The following is an 11,981-nucleotide window of genomic DNA, read 5'->3' as shown; positions in this document are numbered from 1 at the left end:
GCTTCGTCGTGGTCGTCTGCGGCGAGATCATGACCATGCCGGGCCTGCCGCGCGTGCCCTCGTCGGAATCCATCCGGCTCAATGACGAAGGCCTCATCGAAGGCCTGTTCTAGGGCAATGCTCCGCGATGTGACCCGTGCCGCGATGATCGATGGCAAGGCCATCGCGGCGCGCCTGCGGGCCGAGGCGGCGAACGATGCGGCGAAGCTGGCCGAAGAAGGCTGGCAGCCGCGTCTCGTCTCGGTCTCCGTCGGCGATACCGCAGCGGCCGAACTCTATGTCCGGAACCAGCAGAAAAGCGCCGAGAGCGCCGGCGTCGCCTTCGAGGCACGCAGCTATCCGCACGAGACGTCGCCCGAGCAACTGGTCGGCATCCTGCAGGGACTCAACGCCGACCCGCGCGTGCACGGGATCATCATCCAGCGCCCATTGCCGGCGCATATCCCGGTCAAGGCGTTGCAGAAGGCCGTGCATCCGCTGAAGGATGTGGAAGGCATGCACCCGGCCTCGATCGGCAACATCGTCTACAACGATCTGGCGCTTGGCCCCTGCACGGCGGTGGCGGCGGTGGAAATCATGAAGACGCTGCCGCTGAAGATCGAGGGGCTGGACGTAACGATTATCGGCCATTCCGAAATCGTCGGGAAGCCGATCGCCTTTCTTCTAATGGGACTGGGGGCGACCGTGACGGTCTGCCACCACATGACGCGGTCGGTGGCCATGCACAGCCGCGCGGCCGACGCGGTCTTCGTTGCCGTCGGCAAGCCCGGCTTGGTGACGGGCGAGATGATCAAGCCCGGCGCGGCGCTGATCGATATCGGGATCAACCGGGTCGATGGGAAAACCGTCGGCGACGCGGACTTCGACAGCTGCGCCAGGGTCGCCGGTTGGATCACGCCGGTGCCCGGCGGCGTCGGGCCGGTGACGGTAGCCGTGCTGATGCAGAACGCGGTGCTGGCGACGCGAATGCAGAAAGAGCACTACCAGCAGTCTTTTGCGAGCACGAACAATGGATGACCGAGGTGGGATCATGACAGCCAGTATTATCGACGGGAAAGCCTTTGCCGCTTCGGTGCGCGACGACGTGGCGGCGCGCGTGGGCCAGCTGAAGAAGTCGACCGGCATAACCCCCGGGCTGGCGGTCGTCCTGGTGGGTGAGGACCCGGCCAGCCAGGTCTATGTCCGCTCGAAGGGCAAACAGACCGTCGAAGTCGGAATGAACTCCTATGAGCACAAGCTCGGCGCCGACATTTCCGAGGTCGACCTTTTGGCCCTGATCGAAAGCCTGAACGACGACCCGGCGGTGCATGGCATCCTCGTCCAGTTGCCGCTGCCGAAGCATCTCAACGAGGATCTGGTCATCAACGCGATCAACCCCGCCAAGGACGTAGACGGTTTTCATCTGTCGAATGTCGGTCTGCTGGGAACGGGGCAGGATTCGATGGTGCCGTGCACGCCGCTCGGATGCCTGATGATGCTGCGTGAGCACCACGGCAGCCTGTCAGGCCTGGAAGCGGTGGTGGTCGGTCGCTCGAACATTGTCGGCAAGCCGATGGCGCAGCTTCTCCTGGGAGACAGCTGCACGGTGACGATTGCCCATTCGCGGACGAAAAATCTGGCGGACGTGGTGCGCCGCGCCGACATTGTGGTAGCCGCCGTCGGCCGGCCCGAGATGATCAAGGGCGATTGGATCAAGCCCGGCGCCACGGTCATCGATGTGGGCATCAACCGGGTCGCGGCGCCGGAAAAGGGAGAGGGCAAGACACGCCTCGTCGGCGATGTCGACTTCGCCAGCGCCGCCAAGGTCGCCGGCGCGATCACACCGGTGCCGGGCGGCGTCGGGCCGATGACCATCGCCTGCCTGTTGTCCAATACGCTGACCGCCTGCTGCCGCGCCAATCCCGAGACGTCAGCGGCGTAGCGCGGCGGCCTATGCGTTGGTGCCTTTGCGCGCGAGATCGGACAAAATCGCCAACGCGTCACGGGCGATGGTGGCGACGACCTCTCCGGCCGGCTCGATCGCTTCGATCCGGCCGGCGACCTGACCGGCGAAAAGCGCCAGCCGCTCGAGATCGCCGCGCATCGATTGAAGCGGCGAATCGGTGCTGAAGAGATAGATCGACCGGTCGTCCTCCATCGCGATCGCCTCGCGCGGCAGGTCCTCGGCCTTGTAGCCGAACAGCCGCTCGCCGAGGGTTTCGGTGACGTCGCTGGCAAGGACCCGGACCGGGGAGTTGGGCGGCCAGTTGATCGCGAAGGCGTCGGTGTGGACGGTGTCCTCGCAGGACGCCGTGACGACGCGGCGCTTGTGCAGGTCGTGGGCGAAGGATTCCTGCGTCGCCAGGAAGGCGGTGCCGCAGTGGATGCCCTGCGCGCCGAGAGCCAGCGCTGCCACGAGGCTGGCACCGGAGGAAAATCCTCCCGATCCGACCACGGGGATTTTAAGTGCGCTGGCGACCTGTGGCAGCAGTATCAGCGAGGAGACGCTGCCGTGAACATGGCCGCCGGCCTCGACCCCCTGGACGATTACCGCATCCGCTCCGGCGGCTTCGGCAGCCCGCGCGGCGGCGAGAGATCCGACCTGATAGAGCACCCGGCATCCGGCCCGCTTCGCCGTCTCGATCGCCTCCGGGACGACGTCCCAGAAAAAGACCATCGCCCGAACCTTGGCCTCAAGGCAGACCGCCAACTCTTCGTCGAAAAGCGTGGGGTCGGTCGCCGCCGGGATCAGGTTGACGCCGAAGGGCCGGTCGGTGCGCGAGCGGACGGAAGCGATCTCGCGCGCGATCAGCTCCGGCGGCTCGCGCACCATGCCGAGACAGCCGAAACCACCCGCCGCCGATACCGCCGCGACAAGCTCCGATCGCGCGACGCCGCCCATGCCGGCCTGCAGGATTGGATAGCGGCAACCGATGAGGTCGCAAAGCGGTGTGCGGAGCGCCGCATTGCTGCGGGAGGTTGCTTCCGAATGGTTCATGTTTCCACTCCCCCATGGTGACGTTCCAGATCCGCGTCGCGGGCAGACTGTTCCGGCCAGCCCCCGTTTTCGCGGCGACACAGGGATTTCATTCAGGGAATATTACTTGCATAAAAAGAATAACCCTGCAACGATGTTCGCGACGCGTCATGTCGGCCGCTCGTGAAAACGCTCGGTTGGACGCGATCGCATTTCGGGAGGGTCGCCATGCTCAACCTTGATCTTCGTGAGTTTCGCGCGGGTCCCCCAAGGCCGAGCCAGATCATCGAGCCGTTGGCCTTTACGATGGCGCCCGGTTCCGAGCGTCATGTGGTCCCAGGACAGGGCGCGATCCTGTTCGCGGTCGAAGCTGGCGATCGGATCACCATCACCAACGACGAAGGCGGCCAGCATTGCGAAGTCATCGCGGCGGACGCGCGGGGCACGATCGACGCCGGCATTTTGGGCGAGACCGCGAACTCGCAGGCGCCGGGGTTGAGGGCGCTGCTGGCTGACGGCGACGCCAGCTTGCGCAAATTGCGCCAGGGCTTGGAGCGGCGTGGGATTGATCCGGCTCAAGCCGGCGCGATCGGCTTGTTCGAGGGCACCACGCCGCCGGGCAACTCGGTGTCGCTCACCGTCCAGCGCGACGGCATGGTGGTCATTGCGGCTCCCGGCAATGCGATGGATTTCGAACGGCAGGATACCGCGACGCCGCTGACGGTTCTCATCGAGCGAGCCAACCCCGCACGCGGCGGGAGGTTCGCACTTCCCGAGCCGCTGGCCGATCCGATCCTCGATCTCAGGGTCCGGTCCGCCACTGCGGAATCCTATTTCGTCAAGGCCGGTGATTATTTTCAGATCCTCGACGTCGACGGCCGTCAGTGTACCGACTTCCAGTGTTTCGATGCCCGCAAACTCGATCGCGGGATCCAGCACCCGCTGGATATGACGACGACGCGTTCGCTGATGGGGCATGCGTATCCGATGCCGGGGCTGCATGCGAAATACTACGACCACGAGAACATGCCGCTGGTCGAGGTGATCCAGGATACCTGCGGCCGGCACGATGCCTTTGCGCTGGCGTGCGCCGCCAAATACTACGACGATATCGGCTATCCAGGCCATGCCAACTGCACCAACAACTTCAACGCGGCCCTGGCGCCGCACGGAGTGACGGGCCGCGCCGGTTGGATGGCGATCAATTTCTTCTTCAACACCGCGATCGATGCCCACGGTGTGATGGTCGTCGATGAACCCTGGTCCCGACCGGGGGACTATGTGTTGCTGCGCGCGATGACCGATATCGTCTGCGTCAGCTCGGCCTGCCCCGACGACACGACGGCGGCCAACGGCTGGAACCCAACCGATATTCACGTGCGCATCTATTCGGGCGCCGAGAGCTTCTCGCGCGCCGTCGCCTATCGCCCCACACCGGACTCGGAGCCGAAAATGACCAAGCCGACCGGCTTCCACGAACGGTTCGCCGAACACACGCGCAACTTCGTCGATTACAAGGGCTATTGGCTCGCCAACTGCTTCTCCGACGCCGGTCCGATCGAGGAATACTGGGCTTGCCGCGAAAAGGCCGCGGTGATCGATCTGTCGGCCTTGCGAAAGTTCGAGATCACCGGCCCGGATTCCGAAACGCTGATGCAGTACACGCTGACGCGCAACGTCAAGAAGCTGGCGGTTGGCCAGGTGGTTTATTCGGCCATGTGCTACGAGCATGGCGGGATGATCGACGACGGTACGCTGTTTCGGCTGGGCCGCGATAATTTCCGCTGGATTTGCGGGGACGATTATTCGGGGATCTGGTTGCGCGAGGTCGCGGAAAAGCTCGGCCTCAAGGTTCTCATCCGCACCTCGACGGACCAGCTCCACAACGTCGCCGTTCAGGGCCCCAACAGCCGGGACATCCTGAAGGAGATCGTCTGGACTCCTCCGCATCAGGCATCGCTGGCCGAATTGGGATGGTTCCGTTTTACCATCGGTCGCATCGGCGGCGAGCACGGCGCGCCGATCGTGGTCTCGCGAACCGGCTATACGGGCGAGCTCGGCTATGAAGTCTGGTGCCATCCAAAGGACTGCGAGGCTGTCTTCGATGCGGTTTGGAACGCCGGCGAGCCGCATGGCTTGCGTCCGATGGGGCTGGAAGCCCTCGACATGGTTCGCATCGAGGCCGGCCTGATCTTTGCCGGTTACGATTTCTCCGACCAGACCGATCCGTTCGAGGCGGGAATCGGCTTCACCGTGCCGCTGAAATCCAAGGAAGACGACTTCATCGGCCGCGACGCCCTCATCCGTCGCAAGGAACATCCGGCGCGCGTTATGGTCGGTCTCGACATCGACGGGAATGTCGACGTCTCACATGGCGACTGCGTGCATATCGGCCGGGCCCAGATCGGCGAGATCACGTCGTCGATGCGCTCTCCGTTGCTCAAGAAGAACATCGCATTGGCGCGCCTCGACGTGGCCCACGCCGCCATCGACACCGAGGTCGAGGTGGGCAAGCTGGATGGCCATCAGAAGCGGTTGCCTGCCCGGATCGTCGCGCTGTCCCACTACGATCCCACGAAGTCCCGCGTCCGGGCTTGATCATCGAGGGAGGGGAATGTGTCGATCCGATCGACTGTCGAGGACATTGGCGGCGAGACATCGTTGCGGACCCTCGTCGAGCGCTTCTACGACATCATTGAGAGCGACCCAGCATCCGCACATCTGTTGACGCTGCACTTGCGTGGGCACGGGATGGCGCATGCCAGGACCGAGCAGTTCGACTTCCTCTGCGGCTTCCTGGGGGGGCGGCGGTATTACGCGGAACGCCACGGCCACATGGATGTCCGCGAGGTGCATGCGCATGTGCCGATCCGCCGCGAGGACGCCGATCAATGGCTCGCCTGTCTCGACAAGGCGATGCGCGATTGCAATATGGTCGGCGAGGCCGCCGACCATATGCGCGCCGCGTTAGGCCGCGTCGCTTTGGTATTGGTCAACGTCGAGTCGGAATAGAAGTTTCCGGAATCGGTCCAGCGAAAATGCCCCGCGAGGACCAGGCAGGGGGGCGCTGCCGAGCCCCCCACCGTGCTCGGTTCAGTTTCGCAGATAGCTCTCGAGGGAATCGTCGAGTTCATCCTTCCACAACGTATGATGCGCCGGCGCCATCGATCCGGTGATGACCGATTTGTAGCTGTTGTCGCGGAAGCCCATGATGTCTTTCTTCTTGTGCTTCTTCCATTGGAAGAAGGCCTCGTTGGCGCCGTCGACATCAAAGCTCGGATAGTCGGTCTCAGCGACGAGCTCCTTAACGTAATCGCCCTGGTAGCGGATCGCGGCGTAGTCGTCCTCCCCTGCGTCCTCGGCCGCCACACGATCGGCGACATCCTTGAGAAGTGCCTCCTTGCTGTCGGGCAGTTCGATCCGGCCGAGAATGACGTCGCGCACGTACCAAGCCTGCGCGTCGAACATGTTGAAGGTGTACCACTGGTCCTGCATGCCGAGATAGAACAGCTTCGGATTATGGACCCAGACGACGCCCTTGTAGAGGTCGGCGGTCGCCAGCCGATTGGCAGTCTTCAGCCGCAGATCGTCCGGCAGGAACGGGAAATGATGCTTGTATCCCGTGCACAGGATGATCGCGTCGACCCGCTTGGTGGTGCCGTCCTTGAAGGTGGCGATATCGCCCTCGACCTTCTGCAGGAGGGGTACCTCCTGCCAGTTGTCTGGCCAGTTAAAACCCATGGGCGCTGTGCGGTAGGAAACCGTCACGGACTTGCAGCCGTACTTCCAGCATTGCGAGCCGATGTCCTCGGCCGAGTAGCTGGTGCCGATCACCAGAATGTCCTTGCCGATGAATTCGCGGGCGTCGCGGAAATCGTGAGCATGAAGCACGCGGCCGTTGAAACCCTCGAAGCCTTCGAAATACGGGACATTCGGAGTCGAGAAATGGCCTGAGGCGACGACGACGTGGTCGAACTCCTCGGTGTATTCGCGATCCTCCAGGAGGTTGTGCGCGGTCACCGTGAACAGGCCGGACCCTTCGTCGTAGGTGACCGAACGCACCGGCGTGCGAAAGCGGATCCAGTCGCGCACATTGGCCTTCTTGACCCGCCCCTCGATGTAGTTGAAGAGCACGGCGCGCGGCGGATAGGAAGCGATCTGCTTGCCGAAATGTTCCTCGAAGGAGTAGTCGGCGAACTCCAGGCCTTCCTTAGGGCCGTTCGACCACAGGTAACGGTACATGGAGCCGTGGACGGGCTCGCCATATTCGTCCAGTCCGGTTCGCCACGAATAATTCCACAGACCGCCCCAGTTGGCCTGCTTCTCGAAGCAGACGATCTCCGGGATTTCGGCGCCTTTCTGGGCCGCCGACTGGAAGGCTCGAAGCTGGGCCAGGCCGGAGGGTCCGGCGCCGATGATGGCGATGCGCTTAGTCACTATGCTCTCCCTTTCCATGGATCTTTAGAATCGTGCATGGATTGCTTCCGTCAGATATCCAGAGATTTGTCCCGCTCCCGAGACACGACGTGCAGGGCATCGGACCCTTGTCCAATGCCGACCGGTCGTCGGCCGCGTCTCCCGGCGACGCCGCGCCAAATCGGCAAATCCGCAGTGACGATAGCCGAGCTCGGCCATCGTTTCCGGCGTGCGGCCCTTTCGGCGTATGAGGTTCCTCCGCCCCTTCGACGACATCGTCCCGCATGTCATTCCAGATTTCAACTAACAGGAATTTTTTATTCTTGATAGGTAAATCTGGCATGGACAGCAGCATTTGAAGCCGTAGGCGGGACGGCCATCGCTACGATTTGCCTGTCAGGAAATAAATTTGCATAAGGAGGTTGCATTTTTCCGCTCGACATGGGTCAAATGGGGTTCGCTCGCGCTTCGAATGGGAGAAAGACATGACGGCATCCTGGAGATTTTCGGCACTCGCCGATCGGCACCGGGCGATGGGCTCCCATCTCGAGGATTGGAGCGGCATGGGCACCGCCTGGACCTACGACAAGGATCAGGGGGAGGAATATCTGGCGATTCGCACGAAGGCCGGAGTCATGGATGTCTCGGGCCTGAAGAAGGTTCATCTGGTGGGACCGCATGCGAGCCATGTGATCGACCGGGCCACGACGCGCAACGTGGAGAAGATCAAGCCGGGCCGCTCAACCTACGCCGCGATGCTCAACGATCAGGGCAAATTCGTCGACGACTGCGTGATCTACCGCATGGGGCCGAACAGCTGGATGGTCGTCCACGGTTCGGGGCAAGGGCACGAGCAACTGACGATGTCGGCGAGCGGCAGGAACGTCTCAGTGTATTTCGACGACGACCTGCACGACATTTCGCTGCAGGGCCCGCTCGCGGTCGACTTTCTCGCCAAGCACGTCGATGGCATCCGCAATCTGAACTATTTCAGCCATACCCACACGACGCTGTTCGACAGGCCAGTGACGATTTCGCGTACGGGCTATACGGGCGAGCGCGGCTACGAGATTTTCTGCCGCGGCCAGGACGCGCCGACGATCTGGGATCGGATCGTCGAGGACGGTGCGGAGATGGGCATCATCCCGACCCGGTTCACCACGCTCGATCTCCTGCGCGCCGAAAGCTATCTGCTATTCTTCCCCTATGACAACTCCGAAAAATATCCCTTCGAGAACGAGGGGCCAGGCGATACGCTTTGGGAACTCGGGCTCGACTTCACGGTCTCGCCCGGCAAGACTGGCTTCCGCGGCGCCGAGGAACATTACCGGCTGAAGGGCAAGGAACGGTTCAAGATCTACGGCGTCAAGCTGGAGGGCACGGAACCCGCCGACGAAGGTGCTGCGCTGATGAAGGACGGCAAGCGGGTCGGTACCGTGACGGTCGGGATGTATTCCCCGCTCAACAAGCATAATGTTGGCATCGCACGCATGCCGGTCGATTGCGCGGTCGAAGGCACGCCGTTGGTCGTCGCGAACGCAAGTGGCAACATTTCCTGCATCGCGCACCCGATGCCGTTCTACGATGTCGACAAGAAAAAGCGCACGGCGAAGGGCTGATACGCGACGACCCGGCGAAGTCGTCGCCGGGCGGCGGAGGGGCCAGCCGCCAACGTCCATGATCGTTCTGCGAGGTGAACCACAGGCATGACGAAGACTGTCTTCGAACCGTCCATAGCGAGCCGACCGGTATATGGCGTGCTGCAGCCGCGGAGCGGCTACGCGCATCTGATGATCGCCGACGCCGAAGGCGCCGAAGCGCTGCTCGATCTGTTTGTGGCTGCGCCCGCCGATCTCCCGGCAGCATCGCACGTGATCTATATTCCGAAGCAGACCGGGCGTCGCTGGGTCGAGGCGTTCGATGGGCTCGCGCCGGCACAATTTTATGCCGGCCCCACCTACGAGGCGTCCGTCCCGCGTCTTCGCAAGGCCTTGCATGACGCCCGCATGGGCTTGCAGGTCTATCTGGCGGGAACCGAGGGGCTGATCGGGCAGGCCATGCGAGAAGCGACCGACGCCGGTATTCCCCACGAAGCCATTCAGACCGAGCATCGCGGCTCGACGGCGAGACGAATGCAGTGCGTGCATTGCAAGGGGATCACCGAGGACGTCACCCATGATCCGTTCGTATGCGCGCATTGCGGGCTTAACCTCTTCGTGAGGGATCACTATTCGCGCCGCATGGCGGCGTTTCAGGCGGTCTGTGTGGATGCCGAAAATCCTGGCGACATCCCGCCGACCGTGGAGCGTTTCAAGTGAGCGCCGGCGGCGCCAAGCTCTCGGTGATCGTGACCGAGACCTGCGATGTGACCCCGCTTGTCAGGCGGGTTCGTATGGCGCGGGAGGACGGCCAGCCGCTTCCGGCATTTTCCGGCGGCGCCCACACCGTCGTCGAGATGCCGGATGGCGATGTCCTGCGGCGCAATCCTTACTCGCTCATGGGCGATCCCGCCGACCGGTCGAGCTACATGATTTCGGTGCGGCGCGACGAAGCAGGTCGAGGCGGCTCGCTGTTCATGCACCGCAAGGTGAAGCGCGGGGTGAGGTTGACGATCAGCAATCCCGTCAACCTGTTTCCGCTCGATCTGAGGGCTCGCAAGCACCTGTTAATCGCAGGCGGGATCGGCATCACGCCGTTTCTGGCCCAGATCCGGCAGCTTGAAGCCGCGAACGCGCATTTCGAGCTGCATTACGTGGTGCGCAATGCGGAACACGGCGCCTATTGCCGCGAAACGACGGAGCGCTACCCGAACAGGGTGCGGATCTACGAACGCGATCGAGGCGATCGGATCGATTTCGCGGCCCTGTTGACGAGCCAGCCGTTGGGAACCCACGTCTATGTCTGCGGGCCGGAGCGGATGATCGAGGAGGTCAAGAGGACCGCTCTCGAACTCGGCTGGCCGCGCCAGACCTTTCACTCCGAGGAGTTTCTGGCGCCGGCCTCGGGCGACCCGTTTACCACGGAGCTCGCCGTTTCGAACAAGACCGTCACGGTGGGCGAACACCAGAGCCTTCTGGAGGCGATCGAGCATGCGGGGGTCGAGGCGCCGTATCTGTGCCGCGGCGGGGCATGCGGGCAATGCGAGACCAACGTGATCTCCTGTGACGGCACTCTCATTCACAACGATCACTGGCTATCGGAAGAAGATCGCAAATCAGGTCTCAAGATCATGCCATGTGTCTCGCGCTTCCAAGGCAAGACGCTGGTCCTCGAACGATAGGTGGTCGATATGGGCATTAATTTCAAAGACGAAACCTTTCGCGACGATTTCACCTTCTTCAATTCTCCCGAACAGATTCGTCGGTTTCCTTTTCCGTTTATCGAAGACACCTACATGTACTCGGTGAACATGGAGCCGCACGATTCCGGTCGGCCGGGCAGCGCATTCGAGCACGCTTTCGACGTCGACGAACACTACGTCGCCGAAATGCGCGATCGCGACAAGGTTCTGGCGGAAGACCCGTTACGCTGTCAGTCGCTGCCGCATATGAACCTGGCGGGATGGGATCTTCTGGAACTCATCATGGTCGCCAAGTCGCAGGACTATCCCGACCTGTTCGAGCTGCATCGCGACGGCGACAACTGGCACTGGATCAACCGACCGCTCGGGATCGAACAGAAGTTCGTCTTTCTCGACGACGCCAGCCTGCCCTGCGGCCCGATGGAATACATCACGCGCCAGACCCAGGGCGATTTCGCCGTTCTCGATCAGAGGGCGGACAATCTATGGATGGACGCCGGCATGGTCACCAGCCAGGCCGACTGGTCGCTGGATTTCGACATCGGCATGAATTTCTTCGAATGGCACGCTCCAGTGCCGCGAGCCCATGAAATGGGAATTTTCACGCGCGCCCTGAAGTTTCTGCTGAACATTCAGCAGGGAAGTCCGGCGCGGCGGCTGAACTGGACGATGACCGTCAATCCGCTGCTCGATACGAGTCCCGAGAACTATCACAAATGGGGTGTGCAGAAGGCGACGCTGACACCGGAGAATCTGGGGTACAAACAGCATTTGCGCGTCGAACTGCAGACCTTCTTCCGACTGCCGCGCTCCAACGCTCTCGTCTTCCCGATCCGTTGCTATCTGATCAAGCTGGAGGAATTGGTCACGGTTCCCAAATGGAGCCGGCGACTGCATCGTGTCCTGCGCGACCTCCCAGAGGACCTGGCGACCTACAAGGGCTTCGCCGCCAACCGGCCGATGATCGTCGAATGGCTGGCGAAATATGACGACGGGGCCCCCACGTCTGCGGGGATATTTCCCGACGACTGACGACCCGGTCCGGATCCCCCGCGGCACCAAAATCTTCATGCGATAGCGAACCGGACGTTTCATCGGCGTTGCTCAGCCGTGCCGTGAAGGCGCGGCGCTGCCTCTCCCAAAATCAAAGCCATAATCGAGCGACGGGTCGTCATTGCTCGCGCCGCCCGTCCTGATGAGAGCGCCGGTGCAAAAATCCACCACTGAAGCGGCCGGATATCTGGCTGTTGGCCGGAGCAAAACTCCGCCAGTGATAGCCTTCGTGCCTTTGGCCGAGGGCGGGGATGA

11 protein-coding genes are annotated in these 11,981 nt (G+C 62.5%); 9 read left to right on the top strand and 2 right to left on the bottom strand.

Annotated elements, in window-relative coordinates; translation table 11 throughout:
• The 3 genes from VQ045_RS20380 to folD all read left to right on the top strand — a co-directional run.
• Positions 1-113 (top strand): formate--tetrahydrofolate ligase (locus tag VQ045_RS20380; protein ID WP_331828899.1); only part of this gene is annotated, 113 nt, incomplete at its 5' end.
• Between the two features lie 4 nt (positions 114-117).
• Positions 118-1,017, top strand: a complete 900-nt coding sequence (locus VQ045_RS20375) for a bifunctional 5,10-methylenetetrahydrofolate dehydrogenase/5,10-methenyltetrahydrofolate cyclohydrolase (protein ID WP_331831416.1) — start codon at positions 118-120, stop codon at positions 1,015-1,017.
• A 13-nt stretch (positions 1,018-1,030) separates the two neighbouring features.
• Positions 1,031-1,921 (top strand): bifunctional methylenetetrahydrofolate dehydrogenase/methenyltetrahydrofolate cyclohydrolase FolD, encoded by an 891-nt coding sequence (gene folD, locus VQ045_RS20370; protein WP_442879920.1) that lies wholly within the window; start codon positions 1,031-1,033, stop codon positions 1,919-1,921.
• Between the two features lie 9 nt (positions 1,922-1,930).
• Here folD and VQ045_RS20365 read toward each other — a convergent pair whose 3' ends face one another.
• The gene (locus tag VQ045_RS20365; RefSeq protein ID WP_331831415.1) at positions 1,931-2,977 is read right to left on the bottom strand and encodes an NAD(P)H-dependent flavin oxidoreductase; all 1,047 of its coding nucleotides are present in this window, start codon (positions 2,975-2,977) and stop codon (positions 1,931-1,933) included.
• Positions 2,978-3,184: 207 nt separating this feature from the next.
• On the opposite strand from VQ045_RS20365, the gene VQ045_RS20360 reads away from it, so the two are divergent.
• Positions 3,185-5,554, top strand: a complete 2,370-nt coding sequence (locus VQ045_RS20360) for a DUF1989 domain-containing protein (protein WP_331831414.1) — start codon at positions 3,185-3,187, stop codon at positions 5,552-5,554.
• Between the two features lie 18 nt (positions 5,555-5,572).
• Entirely contained in the window at positions 5,573-5,968 is a 396-nt protein-coding gene (locus VQ045_RS20355) for a group II truncated hemoglobin (RefSeq protein WP_327625777.1), read from the top strand.
• An 81-nt stretch (positions 5,969-6,049) separates the two neighbouring features.
• Here the strand turns inward: VQ045_RS20355 and VQ045_RS20350 are convergent, their stop codons facing one another.
• A complete protein-coding gene (locus VQ045_RS20350) occupies positions 6,050-7,393 on the bottom strand; it encodes a flavin-containing monooxygenase (RefSeq protein WP_331831413.1) in 1,344 nt (447 codons plus the stop codon).
• A 464-nt stretch (positions 7,394-7,857) separates the two neighbouring features.
• Here VQ045_RS20350 and VQ045_RS20345 point away from each other — a divergent pair, with 464 nt between their 5' ends.
• From VQ045_RS20345 to VQ045_RS20330, 4 genes are all read left to right on the top strand, one after another.
• Complete coding sequence (locus VQ045_RS20345) at positions 7,858-8,991, top strand: aminomethyltransferase family protein (protein ID WP_327625775.1); 1,134 nt, start codon at positions 7,858-7,860, stop codon at positions 8,989-8,991.
• Between the two features lie 87 nt (positions 8,992-9,078).
• Positions 9,079-9,690 (top strand): dimethylamine monooxygenase subunit DmmA family protein, encoded by a 612-nt coding sequence (locus VQ045_RS20340; protein ID WP_327625774.1) that lies wholly within the window; start codon positions 9,079-9,081, stop codon positions 9,688-9,690.
• On the top strand, positions 9,687-10,652 hold the full coding sequence (locus VQ045_RS20335; RefSeq protein WP_442879918.1) for a PDR/VanB family oxidoreductase: 966 nt from the start codon (positions 9,687-9,689) through the stop codon (positions 10,650-10,652). Before VQ045_RS20340 ends, VQ045_RS20335 begins: the two co-directional genes overlap by 4 nt.
• A gap of 9 nt (positions 10,653-10,661) precedes the next feature.
• Complete coding sequence (locus VQ045_RS20330; protein WP_331831412.1) at positions 10,662-11,705, top strand: heme-dependent oxidative N-demethylase family protein; 1,044 nt, start codon at positions 10,662-10,664, stop codon at positions 11,703-11,705.
• The last annotated feature ends 276 nt before the right edge of the window (positions 11,706-11,981 follow it).

The sequence above is a fragment of the Aurantimonas sp. E1-2-R+4 genome (assembly GCF_036549515.1).
Classification (GTDB): Bacteria; Pseudomonadota; Alphaproteobacteria; order Rhizobiales; family Rhizobiaceae; genus Aurantimonas; species Aurantimonas coralicida_A.
Note: the sequence above shows the minus strand (reverse complement) of the source record. Positions and strands in the feature narration are given on the sequence as shown.